Annotated in this window: 21 protein-coding genes; 4 read left to right on the top strand and 17 right to left on the bottom strand. The window is 70.7% G+C overall.

The window, feature by feature from the left end; all coding sequences use genetic code 11:
- Nucleotides 1-200 precede the first annotated feature (200 nt).
- From ACE101_RS29240 to ACE101_RS29205, 8 genes are all read right to left on the bottom strand, one after another.
- Nucleotides 201-686, bottom strand: coding sequence for a F0F1 ATP synthase subunit B family protein (locus ACE101_RS29240; protein ID WP_379139024.1), 486 nt, complete (start codon nt 684-686; stop codon nt 201-203).
- Nucleotides 687-705: 19 nt separating this feature from the next.
- The gene (locus tag ACE101_RS29235) at nt 706-1,269 is read right to left on the bottom strand and encodes a F0F1 ATP synthase subunit B family protein (RefSeq protein ID WP_379137407.1); all 564 of its coding nucleotides are present in this window, start codon (nt 1,267-1,269) and stop codon (nt 706-708) included.
- A 180-nt stretch (nt 1,270-1,449) separates the two neighbouring features.
- On the bottom strand, nt 1,450-1,677 hold the full coding sequence (locus ACE101_RS29230) for a F0F1 ATP synthase subunit C (RefSeq protein ID WP_012336551.1): 228 nt from the start codon (nt 1,675-1,677) through the stop codon (nt 1,450-1,452).
- 111 nt (nt 1,678-1,788) lie between these two features.
- Entirely contained in the window at nt 1,789-2,544 is a 756-nt protein-coding gene (locus ACE101_RS29225; RefSeq protein ID WP_379137405.1) for a F0F1 ATP synthase subunit A, read from the bottom strand.
- Between the two features lie 90 nt (nt 2,545-2,634).
- The gene (locus tag ACE101_RS29220) at nt 2,635-3,015 is read right to left on the bottom strand and encodes an AtpZ/AtpI family protein (RefSeq protein ID WP_379137402.1); all 381 of its coding nucleotides are present in this window, start codon (nt 3,013-3,015) and stop codon (nt 2,635-2,637) included.
- A gap of 158 nt (nt 3,016-3,173) precedes the next feature.
- The gene (locus ACE101_RS29215; RefSeq protein WP_379137400.1) at nt 3,174-6,617 is read right to left on the bottom strand and encodes a chromosome segregation SMC family protein; all 3,444 of its coding nucleotides are present in this window, start codon (nt 6,615-6,617) and stop codon (nt 3,174-3,176) included.
- Between the two features lie 54 nt (nt 6,618-6,671).
- Nucleotides 6,672-7,316, bottom strand: a complete 645-nt coding sequence (locus ACE101_RS29210) for a DsbA family protein (RefSeq protein WP_379137397.1) — start codon at nt 7,314-7,316, stop codon at nt 6,672-6,674.
- Between the two features lie 208 nt (nt 7,317-7,524).
- Nucleotides 7,525-8,013: a DUF721 domain-containing protein gene (locus tag ACE101_RS29205; RefSeq protein ID WP_379137395.1), complete on the bottom strand. Its 489-nt coding sequence runs from the start codon at nt 8,011-8,013 to the stop codon at nt 7,525-7,527.
- A gap of 132 nt (nt 8,014-8,145) precedes the next feature.
- Here ACE101_RS29205 and mutY point away from each other — a divergent pair, with 132 nt between their 5' ends.
- Nucleotides 8,146-9,372: an A/G-specific adenine glycosylase gene (gene mutY, locus ACE101_RS29200; protein WP_379137393.1), complete on the top strand. Its 1,227-nt coding sequence runs from the start codon at nt 8,146-8,148 to the stop codon at nt 9,370-9,372.
- Nucleotides 9,373-9,426: 54 nt separating this feature from the next.
- Here the strand turns inward: mutY and ACE101_RS29195 are convergent, their stop codons facing one another.
- Entirely contained in the window at nt 9,427-9,819 is a 393-nt protein-coding gene (locus ACE101_RS29195; RefSeq protein WP_379137390.1) for an exopolysaccharide production protein YjbE, read from the bottom strand.
- A 237-nt stretch (nt 9,820-10,056) separates the two neighbouring features.
- On the opposite strand from ACE101_RS29195, the gene ACE101_RS29190 reads away from it, so the two are divergent.
- Together ACE101_RS29190 and ACE101_RS29185 are read left to right on the top strand one after the other, a co-directional pair.
- Entirely contained in the window at nt 10,057-10,944 is an 888-nt protein-coding gene (locus ACE101_RS29190; protein WP_379137388.1) for an alpha/beta fold hydrolase, read from the top strand.
- Nucleotides 10,945-11,150: 206 nt separating this feature from the next.
- Nucleotides 11,151-12,083: a transporter gene (locus ACE101_RS29185; protein WP_379137386.1), complete on the top strand. Its 933-nt coding sequence runs from the start codon at nt 11,151-11,153 to the stop codon at nt 12,081-12,083.
- A gap of 474 nt (nt 12,084-12,557) precedes the next feature.
- Here the strand turns inward: ACE101_RS29185 and ACE101_RS29180 are convergent, their stop codons facing one another.
- The 4 genes from ACE101_RS29180 to ACE101_RS29165 form a co-directional block, all read right to left on the bottom strand.
- A complete protein-coding gene (locus tag ACE101_RS29180) occupies nt 12,558-12,881 on the bottom strand; it encodes a 2Fe-2S iron-sulfur cluster-binding protein (protein WP_379137384.1) in 324 nt (107 codons plus the stop codon).
- A 148-nt stretch (nt 12,882-13,029) separates the two neighbouring features.
- Nucleotides 13,030-14,661, bottom strand: coding sequence for a class I adenylate-forming enzyme family protein (locus ACE101_RS29175; protein ID WP_379137381.1), 1,632 nt, complete (start codon nt 14,659-14,661; stop codon nt 13,030-13,032).
- 90 nt (nt 14,662-14,751) lie between these two features.
- Entirely contained in the window at nt 14,752-15,048 is a 297-nt protein-coding gene (locus ACE101_RS29170; protein ID WP_379137378.1) for a hypothetical protein, read from the bottom strand.
- 41 nt (nt 15,049-15,089) lie between these two features.
- Entirely contained in the window at nt 15,090-16,907 is a 1,818-nt protein-coding gene (locus ACE101_RS29165; RefSeq protein WP_379137376.1) for a flavin-containing monooxygenase, read from the bottom strand.
- 193 nt (nt 16,908-17,100) lie between these two features.
- Here ACE101_RS29165 and ACE101_RS29160 point away from each other — a divergent pair, with 193 nt between their 5' ends.
- On the top strand, nt 17,101-18,180 hold the full coding sequence (locus ACE101_RS29160; RefSeq protein WP_379137373.1) for an alpha/beta hydrolase: 1,080 nt from the start codon (nt 17,101-17,103) through the stop codon (nt 18,178-18,180).
- Nucleotides 18,181-18,270: 90 nt separating this feature from the next.
- Here the strand turns inward: ACE101_RS29160 and ACE101_RS29155 are convergent, their stop codons facing one another.
- The 4 genes from ACE101_RS29155 to ACE101_RS29140 all read right to left on the bottom strand — a co-directional run bounded on the left by ACE101_RS29155 (nt 18,271) and on the right by ACE101_RS29140 (nt 22,670).
- Nucleotides 18,271-19,059, bottom strand: coding sequence for an enoyl-CoA hydratase/isomerase family protein (locus tag ACE101_RS29155; protein ID WP_379137372.1), 789 nt, complete (start codon nt 19,057-19,059; stop codon nt 18,271-18,273).
- A 424-nt stretch (nt 19,060-19,483) separates the two neighbouring features.
- Nucleotides 19,484-20,626, bottom strand: a complete 1,143-nt coding sequence (locus tag ACE101_RS29150) for a CaiB/BaiF CoA transferase family protein (protein ID WP_379137370.1) — start codon at nt 20,624-20,626, stop codon at nt 19,484-19,486.
- A gap of 2 nt (nt 20,627-20,628) precedes the next feature.
- Nucleotides 20,629-21,870, bottom strand: coding sequence for an acetyl-CoA C-acetyltransferase (locus ACE101_RS29145; RefSeq protein WP_379137368.1), 1,242 nt, complete (start codon nt 21,868-21,870; stop codon nt 20,629-20,631).
- A 23-nt stretch (nt 21,871-21,893) separates the two neighbouring features.
- Nucleotides 21,894-22,670 carry an SDR family NAD(P)-dependent oxidoreductase gene (locus ACE101_RS29140; protein WP_379137365.1) on the bottom strand — a complete coding sequence of 259 codons (777 nt, stop codon included), beginning with the start codon at nt 22,668-22,670 and terminating at the stop codon, nt 21,894-21,896.

Below are 22,670 nucleotides of genomic sequence, written 5' to 3'. Positions count from 1 at the left end.
GGCGGGGATTGGCGCCGCTCGGCCGGCGGGTCGTTTCCGACCCGAAAAGTCTATTCCAATCAATTGCGTAGGACTGTCTTCCTGCAATCCCGGTCATCTGGCCTAAGTCGAATGCTCTCCGGTTCGCGTCCCGCCCTCCAAGCAAAAAGAAAGCCGCCCGAAGGCGGCTTTCTCAATCGGCTCCCACGTCCGAGGGCTGATCAGGCCCGCAGACGGGTCCGGATATCGCCGAGGCTGCGGCGGATCAGGTCCTGGCCGGCCTCGCCGCTGACCTTCTCGCGCAGGATCGTCTCGGAGACCCGCACGGCGGCCTCCGCGGCGGCGGCCCGCACCTCGGCGGCGGCCTGCGCCTCGGCCTGGGCGATCTTCGCCTCGGCGGCCTTGGTCCGGCGGGCCACGAACTCGTTCAGGCGGGCATGGCCCTCGGCGGCGGCGCGCTCGGCCTCCTCGCGGGCATTCGCCACGATGGCCTCGGCCTCACGCTCCGCCTCGGCGCGGCGCTTCTGGTAGTCGGCGAGGACGGCGGCGGCCTCCTCGCGCAGGCGGCGGGCCTCCTCGAGCTCGCGGCGCACGCGCTCGCCGCGGCCGTCGAGGCCCTTGATGATCTGGTCGAAGCCGCCCGCCTTCCAGACGATCCCGCAGAACACCACGAAGGCGACCGCGACCCAGAATTCCGGTGTCATCAGCATCGGTCGGTTCTCCGGGTCAGTGGGCGGTCTGGGTACGGTCGTAGGCGGCCTCGACGGCGGCCCGCTCGGGGGCTTGGCCGGTGAGGCGCTCGACGATGGCGGTGGCGGCGTCGGCGGCGACCTCGCGCACGTTGCTCATCGCGCTCACGGTGCGGCTGCGGATCTGCGTCTCCGCATCGGCGAGCTTGGCGGCGAGGTCCGCTTCGAGGCCCTTGCGCCGGGTCTCGGCCTCGGCGGCGAGGCTGTCGCGGGTGGCCTGGGCGATGCCCTTGGCCTTGGCCTGCGCCTCCTTGAGGGAGGTCTCGTAGGACTCGCGGGCGGCGTCCGCGTCGGTCTTCATGCGGGTGGCCGCATCGAGATCGCCGGCGAGCCGCGTCTGGCGGTCGTGCAGGATGGCCGTGATGCGCGGCAGCGCGACGCGGGACATCAGGTAGTAGAGCAGCCCGAACGCGATGGCGAGCCAGAGGATCTGCGCCACGAAGGTGCTGCTCTGGAAGGGCGGGAACCCGCCGCCGTGCTCGGAGGCCGGCTCGTGGATCAGGCCTTCCTGGAGGTTGGCATGGGGGGTGGGCTGCGCCATCGTGTCGTCCGGGTGTGCGGGAGCCGGGATTGAGACCACCGCGCCGGCCATCGGCCGGCGAGGGGGCAGTGGATCGCCGCACCCCTTTGTCTCGGGGCGCGGCATCCGCGGCGGTGAGCGGCGCCTGATGGAACGCGGGCGGACCGCGCGCCAGGCCGAGGCGCCCTCAGGGCGCGGCGCTTAGACCGCGAACAGGAGCAGCAGCGCGACGAGCAGCGAGAAGATGCCGAGCGCTTCGGTCAGCGCGAAGCCGAGGAGCAGGTTGGCGCGCTGGCTGTCGGCCGCGGAGGGGTTGCGCAGGGCGCCGGCGAAGAACTGGCCGAACAGGTTGCCGAGGCCGACCGCGGCGCCCGCCATGCCGAGGCAGGCGAGACCGGCGCCGATGTACTTCGCAGCAACGGGATCCATCTGAGTACTCCTGAGGTCGTCTAGTCGTCTGGCGGGTGGGATCCGGCCGCGACACGGCGAACCGGGGTGGGAAGGCGGCGGCCCCGGCGCCGGGCCGGGGCGCCCCGGCCGTCAGTGGCCGGGATGCAGCGCGTCGCTGAGGTAGATCGAGGTCAGCGTCGCGAAGACGTAGGCCTGCAGCACCGCGACCAGCATCTCGAGGGCGGTGACGGCCACCGAGAGGGCGAGCGGCAGCGGCGAGAGGATGCCCCAGGCGCCGGCGGCGAGGAGGGCCGGCACGAAGCCCGCGAAGATCTTCAGCGCGATGTGGCCGGCCAGCATATTCGCGAAGAGACGGACCGAGAGGCTGATCGGCCGCGAGATGAACGAGACCACCTCGATCACCACGATCAGCGGCTTCAGCCAGCCCGGCACGCCGGGGGGCACGAACAGGTTCAGGAAGTGGGTGCCATGCGCCATGAAGCCGTAGATCACCACGGTCAGGATCACGATCAGCGCCAGCATGAAGGTCACGATGATGTGGCTCGTCACCGTGAACGTGTAGGGGATCATCCCGAACAGGTTGAGGACCAGGATGAACATGAAGAGCGAGAACACGAGCGGCACGAAGCGCTCGCTGCCGTGGCCGGCGGATTGGTGCACGGTCGAGGCGATGAACTCGTAGAAGGTCTCGGCGAGGGACTGCATCCGCCCCGGCACGAGGGAGCGGCGGCTCGTCGCCGCGATGGTGATCAGCGCGATCACGCCGACGGCGGCGAACATGTACAGCGCCGACTGCGTGAAGGCGATCTGCTGATGGCCGATATGTCCGAACGAAACCAGCGGGTTCAGCTCGAACTGGTGGATCGGATCCAACTTCACGGCCATGCCGGTCCCGCCCCTTTATCCTTGTCGGCGCCCGCGGGTCTCGCGTTGCGCCTGATCCGCGCTGGCGGATGCACGGCATCCACCGGATGATCAAGTCCCCGATTGGTCTTTCTTCGTGTCCGCGGGCCGAAAAAATCCCGACACGCGCATCACGTTGTAAATTCCGGCCCCGAAACCCAGGATGATGAGCACGATCATCCCCCAGGGCTTGGTGCCCAGGAGCCGATCGCACCCCCAGCCGAGCAGGCCGCCCGCCACCACACCCGAGACGAACTCCGTCGAGAGACGCAGCGCGCGGCCGAGGGGCGAGGGTTCGCTGGACGTTCCGGAACGCGACGAAGGATCGGGAGCAGCGGGGGGCCGCTTCCGGTCGATCTGCATTTCGAGACGCCTGAGCCTCGCGGAGAGATCGCTGTCGGAGGCAGGGTCCCGGCCGATGCCGCCCTCGTCCCGCGGGTCGGTGCCGGTCATGGCGCGACCCCGCGTCGGTTGGGCGAAGAGTTCCAGCCCGGGTGCCCCCTTCGAGCGGGCGCACCATAGTTTCGCCCACCTTGGGAGTCAAGGATCCGTGAATTCGCCATAAGTCGTTGTTCTGCCTTATGGAATAGGAACCGCTACGCCTTGCGGCGTCACACGGCCTCGCTGAAGGCGGCGGCCCCGGCGAGGTCGACGGAGACGAGCTGCGACACCCCTCTCTCGGCCATCGTGACCCCGAACAGCCGGTCCATCCGCGCCATGGTGATCGGGTTGTGGGTGATCACCAGGAAGCGGGTGTCGGTGTCCTGCGCCATCCGTCCGAGAAGGTCGCAGTAACGCTCGACATTGGCGTCGTCGAGGGGGGCGTCGACCTCGTCGAGCACGCAGACCGGCGACGGATTGGTGAGAAACACCGCGAAGATCAAGGCGGTTGCAGTCAGCGCCTGCTCGCCGCCGGAGAGGAGCGTCATGGTCTGGGGCTTCTTGCCGGGCGGTCGGGCCAGGATCTCCAGGCCCGCTTCGAGCGGGTCCTCGGAATCGACCAGGGTGAGCGCGGCGGTGCCGCCGCCGAACAGGGTGGTGAACAGGCGCTCGAAATGCCCGTTCACCGCCGTGAAGGCGGCGAGCAGGCGCTCGCGCCCCTCCCGGTTGAGGGAGGCGACCGCCCCGCGCAGACGCCGGATCGCCTCCAGAAGCTCGTCGCGCTCCCGACCGAGATCGTCGCGGCGGCCCTCGGCCTCGGCGAGTTCGGTCTCGGCGCGCAGATTGACGGCGCCGAGCCGCTCGCGGTCGGCCCTGAAACCGGCGAGCCGCTCCTCGACGGCGCCGGGGGCGGGCCGGGGATCGCCCGGCGCGAGGCCGCTCATCGCGAACAGCCCCTCCGGATGCGTGCCGAGGGCGTCGGCGATGCCGCGCACGATCTCGGCCAGCCGGCGCGCCATCGCCTCGTGGGCGGCCTGGGCCGCGGCCCGGGTCTCGCGGGCCGCCGAGAGCGCCTCAAGCGCCGCCCGCGCCCGCCGGTCGGCCTCCGAGAGATCCGTCTCGGCCGCGGCGAGGCGGTCGGCGGCGGTGCGCCGCGCGGCCTCCGCCGCCTGCGTCGCGCTCGCGAGGCGGCGGCGTTCGAGCACGAAACCGTCCGGCGCCTCGGCGAGCTCGGCCTGCTCCGCCTCGGCGGCGGCCTGCCGCTCGGCGAGATCGTCCAGAGCCGCCTCGGAGCGGGCGGCACGCTCGCGCCAGCGGGCCTCGTCGGCGGCGACGGCCTCCCGGCGGCGGCGGCGCTCCTCCTCCGCTCGCGCGAGCGCGAGACTCGCGGCCCGCGCTTCGGCGATCCCGGCCCGCCGCAGCTCCGCCTCGCGGCGCGCCGCGGCCAGCGTCTCCGCCGTCGCGGCATCCTCCGGCAGGGCATCGAGCGCCTTCACGGTCGCCTCGATCCGCGCCGCGCTCTCCTGCGCCTCGTCGCCGAGGCGGTCTTCCGCCTGGGCGAGGGCCGTCCGGCGCGCCGCCGCCTCGGCCTCCTGCCGCTCGGACGTGGCGAGCGCCTCGCGGGCCGCGTCGAGGCTCCTGCGGGCGAGCCGGGCGCCGTCGAGGGCCCGCGTCTCGGCCGCCGCGCAGGCGCGCACCCGATCCTGCATCCGCGCCAGGGCCGCGAGCCTCGTCTCCGCGCCCTTGCGGGCGAGGGCTGTCTCCTCGCGCAGCGCCTCCAGCCGGTTGCGCTCGGCGAGCCGCCGGGCAGCCGGCAAGGGCGCGTCGGCGAGCCGGGTGAAGCCGTCCCAGCGGTAGAGATCGCCGTCCGGCGTCACGAGGCGCTGACCGGGGCGCAGGCCGTCGCGCAAGGCCGGAGCCTCCGCCCGCGCGACGATGCCGATCTGCCGCAGGCGGCGCGCGACCCGGTCCGGCCCCTGCACCACCTCGGCGAGGGGCCGGGCACCGGGAGGCAGGGCGGGGTCGTCGGGCGCCGCCAAGCTTCCCGCCCAATGCGCAGGCGCGGCGGGATCGATGGCGGCATCGAGGTCATCGCCGAGGGCCGCCGCGAGGGCGGCTTCATGGCCCGGCTCCACCGCGAGGGCATCGACCAGGGCCGGGAAGCCCGCCTCGGCAGCCGGGGCCACCAGCGTGGCGAGGGTGCGGGCCTCCGTGTCGAGGCGGGCCGCCGCGCGCTCCGCGGCGGCGGCGGCGGACTGCTCGCGCGCTTCCGCCTCCCGCGCCGCATCGAGGGCCTCGCGGGCGGCCGCGGCCTCCTCCTCGGCCGCCTCGGCGGCGGCCTGTGCCTCCGCGAAGGCGGCGCGCCGGTCGGCGGGATCCGGTCTGCCCCCCAGCGCCGCGCGGTCGCGGGCGAGGCGGGCCCGCTCGGTGGCTAGGCGCTCGGCCCGGGCGCGCTCGTCGCGCAGGTCCCGCTCCAGGACGGCGCGGCGGGCCTGCCGCTCGGCCGCCGCGTTCTGCGCCGCGGCGAGGGCGGATTCCGCCGCTGCGAGCGCCGCCTCGGCCGCCATCAGGCGGGCCTCGGCCTCGCCGCGCTCCTCAAAGTCCTCGCTCTCCGTGGCGAGGATCGCCGCCTCCTCGTCGAGACGCGCGAGGCTCGCCGCCGCATCGGCCCGGGAGGCCGCTTCGCGGGCGGTGTCGCGCCGCAGATCCGCGATCAGCCGCGTGAGGTCGCGCAGGCGCTCGGCGGCCCGGCGCTCCCGGGCCTCCAGGGCGGCGGCCGCATGAGTGAGGCGCTGGAGAGCGGCGGCGGCCTCCGCCTCCTCCTGGCGCAGGCGCGGCAGGGCGGCCGCCGCGAGGCCCTGCGCGGTGGCGGCGGCGCTCTGCGCGGTCTGCGCGGCGGCGACCCGGTCGAGGGCGTCGGCCATCGCCCGCTCGGCCTGCCGCGCCTCGCCGCGCGCGGTGTCGTGGGTGATCAGGAAGAGCAGCGCCTCGTGGCGGCGGATCTCGGCGGCGAGCGCCCGGTAGCGCTGGGCGGCCCGCGCCTGCCGGCGCAGGGATTCGACGCCCGCCGTGATCGCGCCCAGCACGTCCTCGACGCGGGCGAGGTTCTCCTCGGCGGCGCGCAGGCGCAGCTCCGCCTCGTGGCGCCGGGCGTGCAGGCCGCCGATGCCGGCCGCGTCCTCCAGGATGCGGCGGCGGGCCTGGGGCTTGGCGGCGATCATCTCGGCCACCTGTCCCTGGCGCACCATGGCCGGGGAGCGCGCGCCCGTCGCGGCATCCGCGAACAGCAGCTGCACGTCGCGGGCGCGCACCTCGCGGCCGTTGATCCGGTAGGTCGAGCCGGCGCCGCGGTCGATGCGGCGCATCACTTCCAGCACGTCCGCCCCGTTGAAGGAGGCGGGCGCCGTCCGGGCGGCATTGTCGAGGGTCAGGGTGACTTCGGCGTGGCTGCGGCCGGGCCGCCCGGCCGAGCCGGAGAAGATCACCTCGTCCATGCCGGAGGCGCGCAGGCTCTTGTGCGAGGCCTCGCCCATGACCCAGCGCAGGGCCTCGACGAGGTTCGACTTGCCGCAGCCGTTGGGGCCGATGATGCCGGTGAGGCCCGGCTCGATCAGGAACTCGCTCGGCTCCACGAAGGTCTTGAAGCCGACGATGCGCAGGCGGGTGAGCTTCATGGGACGCGCACCCGTCGCGGGTCCGGGCAGGGCGCGGCGGCCGCGCCGCCGCCGTCAGGCGCCGACGATCGGCTTGATCACCTTCTCCATCCCGTCGATCGACAATTCGCCCTGGAACTTCTGACCGTTGATGAAGAAGGTCGGCGTGGCGTTGACCTTGAACACGGTCATGCCGCGCTCCTTCACCGTGTTGATCGCGTCGTAGAGCGTCTGGTCCTTGAGCGTGGCCTCGAACTTCTCGCGGGAGAAGCCGGCTTGGCGCATCATCTGCTCGAGGGCGTCGAGGGGCTTCTGCACGAAGGCCCAGGCCGGCTGCTGGTCGAAGAGCAGGTCGGTGACCGGGTAGTAGCGGGCCGAGTTGTCCGCCCGCGCCAGCATGAAGGCCGCGGTGGCGAGGGGATCGAGGGGGAACTCGCGCAGCGTGAAACGCACCTTGTTGGTGTCGATCCAGCGCTCCTTCAGGGTCGGCCAGGTGGTCTTGTGGAAGGCCGCGCAATGCGAGCAGGTCATCGAGGCGTACTCGATGATGGTGCATTTGGCATCCGCCGGGCCGAGCCAGACGTCGCCGAGCGGGCCGGGCTGGAGCAGGGCGTCCACGGACGGGCTCTGGGCCAGGGCGCTCAGGGACAGGCGGGGCAGGAGGAGGGCGGCGCCGAGGGCCGAACCGGTGAGCGTCAATGCGTCGCGCCGGGTGATCATGGGACGTACTCCGAGACGAGCCGAACGGAAGTTCATGAGGTGGAGCGGTAGAATCACGGCCGCTCCGTGGCAAGCCGCCGGGGTGTCGCCGCAGGATGCCGTGTCATACGGTTTCCGGATGATCGCTTCGCGATGCGGAAACCGGCCTCGCTCAGGCGCCGCGCGGGCTCGTGATACGGTTTCCGAAAGTGATCGTCCGGAAACCGAATCACCCTCGCCCGCGCGTCGTCATCACCGCGACGCCGAGGCGGTCGAGGGCGTCCCGCAGGCCCTCCTCGCCGATATCCGCCACGGCCTGCGCCACCTCGCCCCGCCGGGTGGGGTCGATGACCGGCTTCGGCACCGCCCGCTTGGCGCCGCGCCCGACCCGGTCCTGGCGCAGGCTGATCCGGCCGACGCAGGCCCAGCCGTAATGGCGGTTGATCCGCTCGATCACCAGCGGCGCGAGGTGCTGGAGTTCGAGGGCGAAGGCCCCCTCCACGCGCACGATCAGGGTTCCGGGATCGGGCCGGGCCTCTCCCCCGCGCCCGCGCCGCCGCGGCCACTCGAACTTCTCCGGCTGGCAGAAACGGGCGAGGCGCTCGCCCACGATCTCGGGCCAGGAGGCGAGGATGTCCGTCGAGGCGAAGCCCTGCGCCGCGAAGACCGGGCCGAGGGAGCGCTCGATGAGTTCGCTCAAGGGTTTCGGGCGGGCCATCGGGGCTGTCGTCCTCAGAACGTGCGGGGCGCGTTGCGCGAGAACACCGCAGCCGGCTTAACGTCCCGTTCACCGAGGCGGCCTGCGCGAGACCGCTCCTCAGCGGCCTGAAAACGGGCTAAGCGGAGGGCCATGGTAGCGCCCGCCGCGTCGCACTCAAGGCCGGACGCAGCCGACCTCCTGGTCTGGTACGACCGCCATCGCCGCGCGCTGCCCTGGCGCGCCGAGCCCGGCGTCGTGGCGGATCCCTACCGGGTCTGGCTCTCCGAGATCATGCTGCAGCAGACCACCGTCGCTGCGGTCAAACCCTATTTCGCGCGCTTCCTGGAGCGTTTCCCGACCCTCGCGGCCCTGGCGGCGGCCCCCGAGGAGGCGGTGATGAGCGCCTGGGCGGGGCTCGGCTACTACTCCCGGGCGCGCAACCTGCACGCCTGCGCCAAGGCGGTGGTGGCCGCGGGCGGGTTCCCCGACACGGTGGAGGGGCTCCGCAAGCTGCCCGGCATCGGCGCCTATACGGCGGGCGCCATCGCGGCCATCGCCTTCGACCGTCGGGCGGCGGCGGTGGACGGCAACGTGGAGCGGGTGGTCACGCGCCTCTTCGCCATCGAGACGCCGCTGCCGGCGGCCAAGCCCGAGATCCGACGCCTCGCCGAATCGCTGGTTCCGGCCGGGCGGCCCGGGGATTTCGCGCAGGCCGTGATGGATCTCGGCGCCACGCTCTGCACGCCCAAGCGCCCGGCCTGCGCCCTCTGCCCCTGGATGGCGCCCTGCCGCGCCCGGGCCGAGGGGTTGCAGGAGACCTTTCCGCGCAAGCTGCGCAAGGAGCCGGGCGTGCTGCGGCGGGGCGCGGCCTTCGTGGCGGTGCGGGCCGGGGACGATGCGATCCTGCTGCGCACGCGCCCGCCGGAGGGGCTCCTCGGCAGCATGGCGGAGCCGCCGACCAGCCCCTGGAGCCCGGATTACGATCCGGCCCACGGCCTTCTTGACGCGCCGCTCGACGCGCGCTGGAAGCGCCTGCCGGGCGTGGTGCGCCACACCTTCACGCATTTTCCGCTGGAACTGACGGTCTTTTCCGCGCGGGTCGCGGCCGGCACGGTGGCCCCGGAGGGCATGCGCTTCACGCCGCGCGCCGAACTCGACGCGGAGCCGCTGCCCGGCGCGATGAAGAAGGTGCTGGCCCACGCCCTCGAGCCGGCGCTGCCGATCGTACCGGTCGCGCCGAAGCCGCGGCCGGAGCCGGATCTGGCGACGCCGCCCGAGCCCGAGCCCGCGGCGCGACGGGCCCCTCTGCCGAAGGTGCTGTCGCGCCGCCCGGCCTCGGCGGCGCCGATCCGCAAGGGCGCGCCGCGGCGCCGGTGAGGCGGGCCGGCCGCCCTTGCGTCGGCGGCCGGCCTCTCATCCGTCCCCGACGGCTCAGCAATCGTCCTTCTTGCCGAGCTTCTGGTCGGCGCCGGCATTGTTCATCGCGCCCACCGTTCCCGGGGCCGCCGGCTGCTGGCCGCCCGCGAGGTTCTTGGCCGCCGGATCGGTCTGACCCGCGCGGCTGCCGTCGGTCGAGCCGCCCTGGCCGCCGGCCATCTGGTTGGCGCCGACATTGTTCATCGCGCCGACGGTGCCGGGGGAGGCGGGCTGCTGCCCACCCGCGAGGTTCTTGCTGCCCTGGTCGACGTCCGAGCGGGTGGTGTTCGTCGCGTGCTGCTCGGGGCTCTTGGCCTTGGTGGAGCCGGTGTCGCAGGGGCCCGCGAGCGCCGCACTGGCGGTGAACGTCAGCATCGCGGCCGTGGTGAAGAGAGTGGAAGCCTTCATGGTGGAATCTCCTCCCATCTTGGTCGGGAAGGAGAAGTTATGAACCGTGGTTGCGGTTCCTGGCCGCAACCATAACTCGCAGGCTTCGGAACCGGACTTTGGTCCGAAACGCGGGTCGACGCGCAGGCTCCCGCCGCCTGTGCCGCCTTCGTCCCGCGCCGCGCCTGCGTTAGATCGAAGGCGGGCCGTCGCCCGCGTCGGGCGAGCCGACCGGGAAGCCCCGCCCTGGAGGCCGCCATGTCCATTCCGGATCCGTTCCTGAGGGGCTTCACCCTGCACGACATCGATGCGGACGGCACGCGGATCCGGGCGGCGGTGGGCGGTTCGGGACCGCCGGTGCTGCTGCTGCACGGCCATCCTCAGACGCATGCCACGTGGCACGCGGTGGCCCCGGCGCTCGCGGGACGCTTCAGCGTGGTGGCGATGGACCTGCGCGGCTACGGCGATTCCGCGAAGCCCGAGGGCGGTCCGGGCCACGCCAACTATGCCAAGCGTGCCATGGCGGCCGACGCGGTGGCGGTGATGCGCCGCCTCGGCCACGCGCGTTTCGCCGTCGTCGGGCATGATCGCGGCGGGCGGGTCGCGCACCGGATGGCCCTCGATCATCCCCAGGCCGTCACGCGGCTCGCGCTGTTCGACATCGCGCCGACCGCGACGATGTACGCGCGCACCGACAAGGCCTTCGCCACCGCTTATTTCTGGTGGTTCTTCCTGATCCAGCCCGCGCCGCTGCCGGAGCGCCTGATCGCCGGCGATCCGGAATTCTTCCTGCGCACGCATGTCGACGGCCAGTCGAAGACGCCCGGCTCGCCGAGCCCGGAGCTGTTCGCGGAATATCTGCGCGTCTACCGCGATCCGGCGACGCGGCACGCCATCTGCGAGGATTACCGGGCGGCCGCCACGATCGACCTCGACCACGATGCCGCCGATGCCTCGGCGCGGATCGCGGTGCCGCTGCTCGCGCTGTGGGGCGCGAAGGGCACCGTCGGGCGCACCTACGACGTCCTGGAGACGTGGCGCGAGAAGGCGCTCGATGTGCGCGGGCATGCCCTCGATTGCGGCCACACCCTGCAGGAGGAGCGGCCGGACGCGGTGCTCGCCGCCCTTCGGGACTTCCTGGGCTGAGCGCGGCTCCCACCGCGCGGCGCTCCCCCGATCGCGATCCGTGCCCGTGCTTCCTCTGCGTGACGCGGTCCGCGCTGTCCGCCCGGTCGACGATCGGGTGCGCACCAGCCCGCACCGATTCAGCGGCTTCCGCAATTCACGTACTAGTATGCTTCGACCATAATATGCTAGGCTCACCTGAATAACGAAACGCGCACCACCGTCCGATGCCGGACGGCAGAGGAAAGCGTGATCTCGAAGGGGTGAGGAAAATGAAAAGCCAGGCTTGGAAGATCGGCCATGTCCTCGCGGGGTTATTCCTGCTGGGCCGGCCTGCAGCTGCTCTTGAGCGGGACGCAGGCGACAATATTGCCATCCCGGACGGCATCACCGGATGCGCAACTTACTATTATTATGGCAAATTCGGCAAAATAAACATCAAAGGTATCGGTGACATCAAAACGAAAACGGGCCAGCAGGTCCAGGCCGGTGTGTTGAGCTGCTTCCGCTCCTACGAGGTCGGCGATCTCACGATCGTGCCGATCTTCTTCATCCCGGTCGCCGGCCAATATGATGTCGAACTGGGAGGAGTCAGGATTCCGGGCGCCACCGGCTTCGGCGATCCCTCCGTCGGCGCCCAAGTCTACCTCTACAAGGATCCAACGGAAGGGCGCTACTTCTCGCTCTACGGCTTCGTCAACGTCCCCCTCGGCACCTACGACGCGCGGGACGCGATCAATATCGGGGCGAACCGCTACAAGTTCGACATCACGGCAGCCTATACCCAGAACATCATCAGCGACAAGTTCTCGGTCGACCTGTTTGCGGCCGGCTTGTTCTACACAGAAAATCAGAATTACAGCGCTTATCATCTGACATTGCGTCAGGATCCGAGCCTGCAGTTGCAGGCTTTCCTGTCCTACCTTCCCATGGACGGGACCCGCATCTCGATCGGGTATATGGGCCACTTCTTCGGTAATCAGTACGTGTCGGGCATCCGGAACGGCCTGCAAACCAACGAGCACATGCTGCGCTTCTCCGTCGCTCAGATGCTCTCTCCGACGACGCAGGCCCTCGTCGAAGTCTCGCGCGACATCGCGGTGAAGGGCGGATCCTTCGAGGAGCTTCGCATCCAAACCCGGTTCGTGTGGGTGTTCTAGAAATTTCCGTTCGTTTTCTGGAAAGCCCCGGACCCGATGCGCGACCCGGCTTCGCGCATCGTGGACGATCGGAGTCTCGGTTGAGGCCACGCGGCTGCCGTTGGCATCGGCCCTGCGCGAGGTGAAGGACAGGGCCGGTCGGCGCTCACCCGGGACCGGACCGCCTCGGCTGGCATCGCCGGGCCGCGGGCCAGGGCAGGAGATCCGCCGCGGCAGGGGCTGCTGGCGCGACCTCCAATCCAGCGCACCCCCGTCGTCGCCGTGACGGCAGGCGCATCAAGGTGCCGCCGTGGGGATAGCCCACGAGCCCGTCACGGCCGGCCGACATCCAAGGTCGAAGCCGTCCCAGGGCTCGTCGGTCATGCGATGTCATACGGTTTCCGGATGATCGCTTCGCGATGCGGAAACCGGCCTCGCTCAGGCGCCGCGCGGGCTCCTGATACGGTTTCCGAAAGTGATCTTCCGGAAACCGTATCACGCCTGCCGCTCGGGCAGCTCGACCACGAGGCCGTCCATCTCGTCGGTGATGCGCAACTGGCACGCGAGGCGGGAGCGCTCCATGTCCCGGGCGAACGCGAAGTCGACCATTTCCGCCTCCATGTCGTCCATGGGAGGCAGCTTCGACACCCAGTCGACGCGCACATAGACGTGGCATGTGGAGCAGGCGCAGCCGCCGCCGCAATTGGCCAAGATGCCGGGCACGTTATTCTGCCGCGCGCCCTCCATGAGGGTGCGCCCGGTCTCGACCTCGACCTCGTGCGTTCTGCCGCCGTGCTCGATGTAGATGATCTTCGGCATTGCTGCTTGATCCCGTTGCCGCGTGTCCGTGGGCTGTAGGCTGGAGCCCGCATCTCCCGGCATCGCGCGGTGCAGCGGACGAGGAGTGGCTTCGCAGTCGCCCGCGCGCCGCGTCGAACCGACCCCAGGCCGAGTCGCGTCGTGATGCTCAGGGCGCGTCGCGCCCGACCATCGTCCTCAATGTCTTCTTGTCGATCTTGCCGACGCTGGTCAGCGGAAGCGAAGCGACGAGGGAGATGGTCTTCGGCACCTTGTAGGGCGCGAGATTGTCCCGGCAGAAGGCCAGGATCGAGCGCCGCAATTCGCACTCGTCGCGGAGCCGCCCGCGCTCGCTCGGCTGGACGACGAGATGGACGACGTCGTTGCCCGGCCGCTCGGTGTCCGGCGTGCCGACCAGGGCCGCGGCCGCGACGACGGGCAGTTGCCGCACCACGTCCTCGACTTCCAGCGAGAAGACCTTGAACCCGCCCACGATGAGCATGTCTTTCGAGCGGTCGCACAGATAGATGTATCCATCCTCATCCATGTAGCCGACGTCGCCGGTATACATCCAGGTCTTGCCGTCCAGCGGTCGAAGCGCCTTCGCGGTTTCCTCCGCGCGGCCCTTGTATCCGCGCGTCAGGTGGGGGCCCGCGGTGATGATCTCGCCCGCTTCCGCGGCCGGAAGGGACCTGCGGCCGGTCTCGACATCGACGATCCGCACATCCGCGCCCGGCACCGGGATACCCAAGGCGCCGGGCCTGCTGGCGGCAGGCGGATTGCAGACATAGGCGGACGCGGTCTCCGTCATGCCGAAATAATCGGCGAGCTTGCCTGCGCCGAGCAGCGCATCCACGCGCTCCCGATCCGCGCTCGTGATCGGCGCGCCCCCGGTGATGGCGAGCTTGAGGACGCTGAAGTCGATCTCCCCCGCGCGCGGATGCTTCATCAGCATCTGGTAGAAGGTCGGAATGGCGCCGAGCCGCGTCGGCTGCATGTCGATCACGTGGTCGATGAACTTGTCGATGTTGCGGGGGTCGAGCACCACGAGGAATTCCGCGCCCATCGCCAGACTTCCGGCGAGGCCGGCGACGCCGCCGATGTGGAAGAAGGGAAACGGGGAGGCCATGCGCTCCGCGCCGTACACGTAGGGCTGGTAGACGTTCGTCATCCGGGGATTGGTCATCACGGCCCGCACCGTCAGCATGGCGCCCTTCGGATGACCGGTGGTCCCCCCCGTGTATTGAAGAAGGAAGAGGTCGTCGCCGGAGACCGGCACCTGCTCGAAGACGTCGGCGTGGCCCGCCACGAAATCGGACAGCGGCACGATCGCCGGCCCGTTCAGCGACGGGACGATTGGCGCCGCCGACGCGACGAAGTCCATCGCGCCGGTGACCACGACGCTCATGAGGCTCGGCGGGAGATCGGGAATCGCGGCCAGCTTCTGCTGCACCAAGCTGTCGAGCGCCAGCAGCACCGTCGCCCCGGAATCGATGAGCTGGTCGCGCAGCTCCCGGGGCGAGAGCAGGGTCGAGAAGCCGGAGGCCACCGCGCCGAGCTTCGAGGCGGCCACCAGGCCGACGACCATCTGGGGCGTGTTGGGCAGATAGAGCCCCACCACGTCCCCCTTCCCCACCCCGGCGGCGGCCAGGGCGTTGGCGAGGCGGTTGGCCGCGCGATCGAGCTCGGCATAGGACAGGCGCCGTCCCTCGAAGCGGAGCGCCGCGTTGTCCGGAATCCGCGTGGCCGCTTCGGCGATCCGCTGGCCCAGGGGAACGTCGTCCGGCTCAGGCGCGGACACGCCGAGACGATGATGGATCCGTTCCCACGGTCGATCCGAGGCGACGGCATCACGCGCCGTCTTGGTCTTCGCCATCTCGTCCCCCGTGCGTCAGCTCTGATGGACGATCGTCGCGATCGTCATCCGGGGCGTGATGTCGGTGAAGTTCGGGCCATCGGCGATGAGTTCGGGGGCGGCCGCCTCCAGCTGGTCCATGAGCGTGGCGGACGGCGCGAACACCAGATGGGCCGCCACGTCGTTGGTCTTCGGATCGCGATCGATCTCGAACCGCTTGAGGCCGACGGGATCGTACAGCCGATGCACGAGCGCCGCGTGCGCGCTGGCATAATAGTCGAGGTCGAACCTCCCATCGGGACCGACCGCGTAGGCGACGGTGATGCGCAGCATGGCTGGCTCCTGGACTGTGATGCGGACGGGGGTGGGCGCCGTCAGGCGGCGCTTCGCAAGTCCAGGCCCCGCAGGCCGCCGTCATCCCGCCAGCTCTTGATGATGTTGAAGAACATCACCGGACCCAGGCCGTAGCCGTAGCCTTTGATGCCCTCCTCATCGATCTTGCCCTCGGCATTGTAGTATCCGGGGGTGCAGCTCTTCAGGAAATCCATGATCAGGCCGCCCACGGCCGCGCAATGCCCCACCCACTCCTCTTCCGCGGCCGGCAACACCTCGACCTCCTTCGCGCCAGCCCGTTCCGCATGGCCGATCACATGGGCCATGTGCTGGGACATCTCATTGAGGCCGTGACAGAAATTGGCGGAGAGGGCGCCCTGCGCGACCTGATGGATGAACAGATTGGGAAAGCCGGCCACCAGCATGCCGTGGAAGGTGCGGATGCCGGTCCGCGACCAGCTCTCCGCCAGGTTTCGTCCGTCACGGCCGATGATGCCGAACCCGTTCCGCAGGACCGAATCCGCGCCGATCTCGAAGCCCGAGGCGAAGATGATGCAGTCCACCGGATAGGATTGGCCGGCGACGACGATGGCGTTCTCCGTGATCTCGTCGATGCCCCTGCCGTGGGTGTCGAGAAGGGTGACGGTGTCGCGGTTGAACGTCTCCAGATAGCCGTCGTGGAAGACCGGCCGCTTGCAGAAGCGCCTGTACCAGGGCTTGAGCCGCTCCGCGGTGGCCTTGTCCTGAACGATGGCGTCGATCCGCGCGCGGATCTCGTTCATCTTCTCGGCATCGGCGTATTCCGCCGCGAGCATCATCTCCTCGAGCGAGCGGCTGGCGCCGCCCGCCCCGAGGGCGCCCATGCGGGTGAAGAGGAAGGTCCAGCCGTCATTGACGAGATCCTCCTCCGCGGGCGCCCCCGAGGTGAGCGCCGTGAAGTTCTCCACCATGCGCTGCTGCCAGCCCGGCGCGAGGGAGGCCGCCCATTCGGGATCGGTCGGCTTCTCCTCGCGGATGTCGACGCCGGACGGCGTCCGCTGCACCACGTAGAGATGATCGGCCGCCGCGGCGAGGTGCGGGATCACCTGGACCGCCGTCGCGCCGGTGCCGACGATGGCGACGGTCTTGCCGGCAAGCCCCGTGAGCCCGCCTTCCGGGCTGCCGCCCGTATAGGCGTAATCCCAGCGGCCGGAATGGAAGGTGTGACCCTTGTAGCGGTCGATGCCCTTGATGCCGGGCAGCTTGGGCCGCGAGAACACGCCGGTGGCCGTCACCACGTACTTCGCCTTGATGCGGTCGCCCTGGGCCGTCGAGATCAGCCAGAGGGATTCCTCCGCCAGCCAGCGCAGCTGCGTCACCTCGGTCTGGAACAGGCCGTGGTCACGCAATCCGAAATGGTCGACGAGCCGCTCGGCGTGCTGCCGGATCTCCTCGCCGCTCGCGTAGTTGCGCGGCGGCATGTAGCCGACCTCTTCCAGAAGCGGCAGATAAACGTAGGATTTCATATCGCAGGCGAGGCCCGGGAACCGGTTCCAGTACCAGACGCCGCCGAACCCACCTGCCTTCTCGATGATCAGGACGTCGTCGATGCCGGCCTTCTTGAGGTGAATGGCCGTCAGGATGCCGCCGAACCCGCCGCCGATGACGGCCGCCCGGTGCGCGCGCACGATCGGCGCCCGCTTCACCGGCTCCACGTAGGGGTCGTCGACGAAATACGCGAAATCGCCCTCGGCCGGGATGTATTGGCCGACGCCCTCCTCGCGCAGGCGCTTGTCCCGCTCCTCCGCGTAGCGGCGGCGGAGCGCATCGAGATCGATGGCCTGAGCGGCGGATGCGCTGTCCTCGACCGAGATCGGCATGGGGTTTCCTTCCGGCATGGGGCCCGGCACCCGGTGCGGGCCGGATTCTTGCTGTTTCCCGGACGCTAAATGATCACATCATACTAGTCAATGCGTACTACTCGGGCTTATCCTCCCCGCGATCCCCGACGAGAGCGAGACCGTGGCAAGCGGCGCTGCGGGGATCGGTGCTCGACGGAAGGGAGGACCTCAGATGCCCATGCCGGTCATGGTTCTTGCGTGCTTGGTGACCGCACTCGTCCTCGCGGGTGCGTATCTCGTCGTGGCCTCGCGGCCGGAAAACCTCGACGCCTATGATCATCAGGTCGGTCAGCGCTTCGTCACGGACGACGCCTCGCTCGCCGCCTACACCGCCACCGCCACGGCGTTCGCGGAGATGGGCCGGGCGCTCGATGCCCTGCCGCCCGCCGAGCGCCTCAAGACCGTGCGCGAGGGCCTCGACGGGATCGGCGCGAGCAAGCCCTTCGACGGGACGATCGTTCCCGTCTCCGAGCCCGGCGTCGCGGGCGAGTGGGTGCGTCCGGCGTTCGGGCGCGTGGGCTGCAAGATCCTCTACCTGCACGGCGGCTCCTTCATGATGGGAAGTCCGCTCAGCCACCGGGCGATCACCACCCGGCTGGCCCGCGACTGCGACGCCGCGGTCTTCGCCCTGCGCTACTCGCTGCTGCCGGAGAACCCGCGCAAGACGATGATCGAGGAGTGCCGGCGTGCCTATGCCTGGCTGGCGCAGGCCAGCGTGCCGGGGGCCGGAACCGTCGTCCCGATCGTGCTCTCGGGCGATTCCGCCGGGGGCAATCTCGCCCTCGTCACCGCGCGCTGGGCGACGCGGCAGAGCCGCCTGCCGCACCCCGCCGGGGTGGTGGCGCTGGCACCGTCCACCGACGCGACCATGGCCTCGCTCACGCGCGCCAACCGCGAGCACGACCTCCTCGTCGGCCCCATGCTCGATCCGGTGCTGACGATGCACCCCGTGCTCTGGCGTCTCGCGGCGCTCGCGCAGTTCAAGGTCTGGCCGAACGATCCGGAGATCTCGCCGCTGTTCGGCGACCTCTCGGGCCTGCCGCCGACCTTGATCCTCGCCAGCAGCTCGGAGCTGCTCTACGGCGACAGCGTCCGCTACGCCAACAAGGCGCGCGCGAGCGGATCCGACATCCGCCTCCAGAGCTGGACCGGCCTGCCGCATGTCTGGCTGCTGATGGATCTGGATGCGCAGGCGGCGACGGACGGCTGGGCCACGATCGCCCGCTTCGTGAAGGAGCGCGCCGGCGCGTAGATCCGGCCATCCGGCGACTGGCGGCCTGCGCCGTCCGGTCGTCGTCGCGCGAGGCCCGGTCCGGTGCCGGGGTGCGGGTCCGCGTCGCCCTCACCGCCCCCGGAAGACCGGCTTGCGCTTCTCGAGAAAGGCGCGGACCCCCTCCTTGCTGTCCTCGGACAGGTCGCAGACGAACTGGAAGTCCGCTTCGAGACGGGTGATCTCGTTCCGGCCGGCGGTCGCGGCGTGGCGCAGCAGCTTCTTGGCGTATTTGATGCTCAGCGGGGCGGCCCGCGTGGCGATCGTCCGGGCACGCTCCAGCGCCGTGCGGCGCAGGTCCTCGGCAGGCACGACCTGGTTGGCGAGGCCGGCATGCAGGCATTCGGCCGCGCTCACCCGGGCGAAGTCGGCGACGATCTCGAACGCCTTCTGGTGACCGAAGGCGCGCACCAGCATCCAGGTGGTGCCGCCGTCCGGGACGAGGCCGATGGCGGCGAAGGGCGAATAGAGGAAGGCGTTCTCGGCCATGATGATCATGTCGCAGGCCAGGGCGTAGGCCATAGAGACGCCGGCCGTCGCGCCCGCGAGCGCGGCCACATAGGCCTTGTCGGACTGCACGATGTTGTCGATCAGGCGGGCATGATCCTTCAGGATGTGCTCGTTGATGGTCCCGCGGCGCGCGGTGAAGCTTTCCGTGAGGTCGGCGCCGGCGGCGAAGCCACGGCCTTCCCCGGTCAGGACGACCACGCGGATCGCGGGATCCATCTCGGCCCTGTCCATGGCCTGCGACAGCTCCGTCCGCAATGCATGGTTCGACGCGTTGAGCGCATCCGGACGGTTGAAGGCGATGAGGGCGACCGGCCCGTCCGCGCTGTAGAGCACCGTGTTCTGATCCGGCATGGGCGTCTCCCTGAAGGCTTTGCGGGGTGGTCTGCGGCCCGCGGCCACGGCGAACGGAAGGGGATCCGGAGCAGCGCCCGATCGCGCTGCCATCGACCGCTTGGCTCGGAGCCTGTTTGATGGCTCTCCGGCCATCTCTCCCAGCAAAGCTCTCGTCCCAGCCTCATACGGTTTCCGGATGATCGCTTCGCGATGCGGAAACCGGCCTCGCTCAGGCGCCGCGCGGGCTCGTGATACGGTTTCCGAAAGTGATCGTCCGGAAACCGTATCATCCCGCGAGGTGAGGGTCGGGCGAAGCTCGTAGCAACGGCCCAAGATGCCGACGCACCGGGCCCTTGATCCATCTCGAATTTCCGATTTCGAGCCAAAGGCTTGGCGGAAATCCGAGAACGGAACCAAAGGGCGTCTTCAACGACCGCTGGCATCAGGCGCCGAAAACGACGCCGCGTTGGAAAAGGTCCTCGATGGCGTCGGCGTCGAGCCCCGCCTCGCCCAGGATGTCCCGGCTGTCCGCGCCACGGGGGCGGACCGGGCCGGGCGTCCAGGCGCTCTCCCCACCCGAGAAGCGCGGGGCCGGCCGAGGATGGACGAGGCCGTCCGAGACGACGTGCGAGCCCCGCGCGGCGTTGTGGGGATGGGCCGTGGCCTCCGCATAGTCGAGCACCGGCGTGACGCAGGCATCGACGCCGTCGAAGAGCGTGGCCCATGCGGCGCGCGTGCGCGCGCCGAAGGCGGTTTCGAGCAGGCGGTGCTGTTGCGGCCAGCGGGCCCGGTCGTTCTGGAGGCCGAAGGCCGCGGCCTCGATGCCGAGCACCTCCAGCAGCGTCCGGAAGAATTGCGGCTCGATGGCGCCGACCGCCATGAACTGGCCGTCGCTGGTGCGATAGCAGCGGTAATAGGGGGCGCCGCCGTCGAGCAGGTTGGCGCCGCGAGCCGTCGTCCAATGCCCGGCCGCCGTGAGCGTGTGGAGAATGCCGAGCAGGGAGGCGGTCCCGTCCACGATGGCCGCGTCCACCACGGCGCCCTGTCCCGTCGCCTGCGCCGCCAGGAGGGCGCTGACGACGCCGAGCGCCAGGAAGAGCGATCCCCCGCCGTAGTCGCCGACCAGATTGAGCGGCGGCGGTGGCGGCTCGTCCGCCCGCCCCATGGCGAGGAGCGCGCCCGTGATGGACAGATAGTTGATGTCGTGCCCCGCCATCCCGGCCCAGGGGCCGGTCTGCCCCCAGCCCGTCATCCGGGCATAGACGAGCCGGGGGTTGCGCGCGCGGCAGGCGTCGGGCCCGACGCCCAGCCGCTCCGCCACCCCCGGCCGGTTGCCCTCCACCAGGATGTCGGCCCGCGCCGCCAGCGCCAGCACGACCTCGGCCGCCCCGTCCCTGCGCAGGTCGAGCACGAGCGAGCGCTTGCCGCGGCTGTCCACGGCGGGCACGTCCGGGCCCGGCCGGTGCACCACCAGAACCTCCGCGCCGAGATCCGCCAGAAGCTGGCAGGCATGCGGGCCCGGCCCGATGCCGGCGAGTTCGACCACACGGTAGCCGGCGAGTGGCAATCCTGCATGCGCGCCCATGGTCAGTGGCCGAGCCGCTCGATGATGATGGCCGGCGCCTGGCCCCCCGCGGCGCACATGGTGGCGAGGCCGTACCGGAGGTCGCGCCGCTCCAGTTCGTCGAGCAGGGTGCCGATCAGGATGGCGCCGGTCGCGCCGATGGGGTGGCCGAGCGCGATGGCCCCGCCATTGACGTTCACCCTGTCGCGGTCGAGCCCGAGGTCGCGGATGAACTTCTCGGTCACCACCGCGAAGGCCTCGTTGACCTCGAACAGGTCGATGTCCGACAGCGCGAGGCCGGCCTTCCGGAGCACCTTGCGCGCCGCGGGCACCGGCGCATTGAGCATCAGCGTCGGATCGTCGCCCATGTTCGCGGTCGCCACCACGCGGGCGCGCGGCGTCATCCCGTGCCGCTCCGCGAACGGCCCGGAGGCGATCAGGAGGGCGGCGGCGCCATCCACCACGCCGGAGGAATTGCCGGCATGGTGGACGTGATCGAACGCGGCGATCTGCGGATAGCGCCGCTGGATCAACATCCCGTAGGTGTCCCCCGTCGCGGCGTCGGCGACTAGGTCGCGGACCTTGTCGAAGACGGGCTTGAGGGCGGCGAGCGTCTCCACGGTGGTGCCGGGGCGCGGGAACTCCTCCCGATCGAGCGCCACCGACCCGTCGGGATTGCGCACCGGCACCAGGGAGCGCTCGAAGCGCCCCTCGGCGATGGCGATGGCGGCGCGTCTCTGGCTCTCGGCGGCGAGCGCGTCCACGTCGCTGCGGGTGATGCCTTCGAGCGTGGCGATCGCGTCGGCGCACACCCCTTGCTGGGATTGCGGATGCAGCTTGCGCAGCTCCGTGTTGCCGGCATCCACGACGGGCGGCAGGGCGATCGTGCCTGTGAAGCTCATCATCTCCGTGCCGCCGGCGACGACGCAATCCTCGAAGCCGGCGCGGATCTGCGCGGCGGCGAGGCTCACCGCGGTGATGCCCGAGCCGCAGAACCGGTCGAGCGTCACCCCGGAGGCCCGCACGTCGTAGCCGGCATTGAGCGCCGCCATCCGGCCGAGATCGCAGCCCTGCTTGTCCACCTGGGCGGAGGTGCCCCAGATCACGTCGTCCACCAGCGCCGTGTCGAGATGGTTGCGCTCCGCCAGGGCCTTCAGGACGGTCGCGCCGAGATAGCTCGGATGCAGGTGCGCGAGGGCGCCCTTGTCCGGCTTGCCGATGCCGCGCGGCGTCCGGCAGGCGTCGATGATGTAGGCTTCGCTCATGTGCGGTGTCCTCGGGCGGCCGGTCAGCGGGGTGACATGCGGATGGCGCCGTCGAGGCGGACGTCCTCGCCGTTGAAATAGGCGTTCTCGCAGATGTGGACGGCGAGCGCCGCGTATTCCGCGGGATCGCCCAGGCGCGAGGGGTTCGGCACCTGGGCCGCGAGCGCCGCCTTCACGGGCTCGGGCGCCGAGTGGAGGAGCGGCGTGTTGAAGATGCCGGGCAGGATGGTGTTCACGCGGATCAGCTCGCGCGCGAGATCGCGCGCGACGGGCAGGGTCATGCCCACCACGCCGCCCTTGGAGGCCGAATAGGCCGCCTGCCCGATCTGGCCATCCTCCGCCGCGACGGAGGCGGTGTTCACGATGGCGCCGCGCTCCCCGGCCACGGGTTCGAGGGCCGCCATGCCGACCGCCGACTTGGCGATGCAGCGGAACGTGCCGATGAGGTTGACCTGGATGATCGTCTCGAAATCGGCGAGCGGGAAATGGCTGAGCGCGCCGCTCTCCTTGTCGCGCACCACCGTGCGGATGGCGTTGCCGATCCCGGCGCAGTTGATGAGCACGCGCTCCTGCCCGAGGGCGGCGCGGATGGTGGCGAAGGCCGCGTCCACCTGCGCGTCGCGCGTGATGTCGACCTTGGCGAAGGCGCCGCCGATCTCCGCGGCGAGGGCCGTGCCGGCGGCCTCGTTGAGGTCGAAGATGCCCACGCGCGCGCCCCGCCGGGCCAGAAGCCGCGCGGTGGCGGCGCCGAGGCCGGATGCGCCGCCGGTGACGACCGCGGTTTCTCCCTCGAGATTCAT

The sequence above is a fragment of the Methylobacterium carpenticola genome, from assembly GCF_042748905.1.
Lineage (GTDB): Bacteria > Pseudomonadota > Alphaproteobacteria > Rhizobiales > Beijerinckiaceae > Methylobacterium > Methylobacterium carpenticola.
Note: the sequence above shows the minus strand (reverse complement) of the source record. Positions and strands in the feature narration are given on the sequence as shown.

Excerpts from the sequence above, each read along its gene's own strand:
- ACE101_RS29235 (WP_379137407.1), bottom strand. The coding sequence starts at position 1,269 with ATGGCGCAGCCCACCCCCCATGCCAACCTCCAGGAAGGCCTGATCCAC.
- ACE101_RS29230 (WP_012336551.1), bottom strand. The coding sequence starts at position 1,677 with ATGGATCCCGTTGCTGCGAAGTACATCGGCGCCGGTCTCGCCTGCCTC.
- ACE101_RS29225 (WP_379137405.1), bottom strand. The coding sequence starts at position 2,544 with ATGGCCGTGAAGTTGGATCCGATCCACCAGTTCGAGCTGAACCCGCTG.
- ACE101_RS29220 (WP_379137402.1), bottom strand. The coding sequence starts at position 3,015 with ATGACCGGCACCGACCCGCGGGACGAGGGCGGCATCGGCCGGGACCCT.
- ACE101_RS29215 (WP_379137400.1), bottom strand. The coding sequence starts at position 6,617 with ATGAAGCTCACCCGCCTGCGCATCGTCGGCTTCAAGACCTTCGTGGAG.
- ACE101_RS29210 (WP_379137397.1), bottom strand. The coding sequence starts at position 7,316 with ATGATCACCCGGCGCGACGCATTGACGCTCACCGGTTCGGCCCTCGGC.
- ACE101_RS29205 (WP_379137395.1), bottom strand. The coding sequence starts at position 8,013 with ATGGCCCGCCCGAAACCCTTGAGCGAACTCATCGAGCGCTCCCTCGGC.
- mutY (WP_379137393.1), top strand. The coding sequence starts at position 8,146 with ATGGTAGCGCCCGCCGCGTCGCACTCAAGGCCGGACGCAGCCGACCTC.
- ACE101_RS29195 (WP_379137390.1), bottom strand. The coding sequence starts at position 9,819 with ATGAAGGCTTCCACTCTCTTCACCACGGCCGCGATGCTGACGTTCACC.
- ACE101_RS29190 (WP_379137388.1), top strand. The coding sequence starts at position 10,057 with ATGTCCATTCCGGATCCGTTCCTGAGGGGCTTCACCCTGCACGACATC.
- ACE101_RS29185 (WP_379137386.1), top strand. The coding sequence starts at position 11,151 with ATGCCGGACGGCAGAGGAAAGCGTGATCTCGAAGGGGTGAGGAAAATG.
- ACE101_RS29180 (WP_379137384.1), bottom strand. The coding sequence starts at position 12,881 with ATGCCGAAGATCATCTACATCGAGCACGGCGGCAGAACGCACGAGGTC.
- ACE101_RS29170 (WP_379137378.1), bottom strand. The coding sequence starts at position 15,048 with ATGCTGCGCATCACCGTCGCCTACGCGGTCGGTCCCGATGGGAGGTTC.
- ACE101_RS29165 (WP_379137376.1), bottom strand. The coding sequence starts at position 16,907 with ATGCCGATCTCGGTCGAGGACAGCGCATCCGCCGCTCAGGCCATCGAT.
- ACE101_RS29160 (WP_379137373.1), top strand. The coding sequence starts at position 17,101 with ATGCCCATGCCGGTCATGGTTCTTGCGTGCTTGGTGACCGCACTCGTC.
- ACE101_RS29155 (WP_379137372.1), bottom strand. The coding sequence starts at position 19,059 with ATGCCGGATCAGAACACGGTGCTCTACAGCGCGGACGGGCCGGTCGCC.
- ACE101_RS29150 (WP_379137370.1), bottom strand. The coding sequence starts at position 20,626 with ATGGGCGCGCATGCAGGATTGCCACTCGCCGGCTACCGTGTGGTCGAA.
- ACE101_RS29145 (WP_379137368.1), bottom strand. The coding sequence starts at position 21,870 with ATGAGCGAAGCCTACATCATCGACGCCTGCCGGACGCCGCGCGGCATC.
- ACE101_RS29140 (WP_379137365.1), bottom strand. The coding sequence starts at position 22,670 with ATGAATCTCGAGGGAGAAACCGCGGTCGTCACCGGCGGCGCATCCGGC.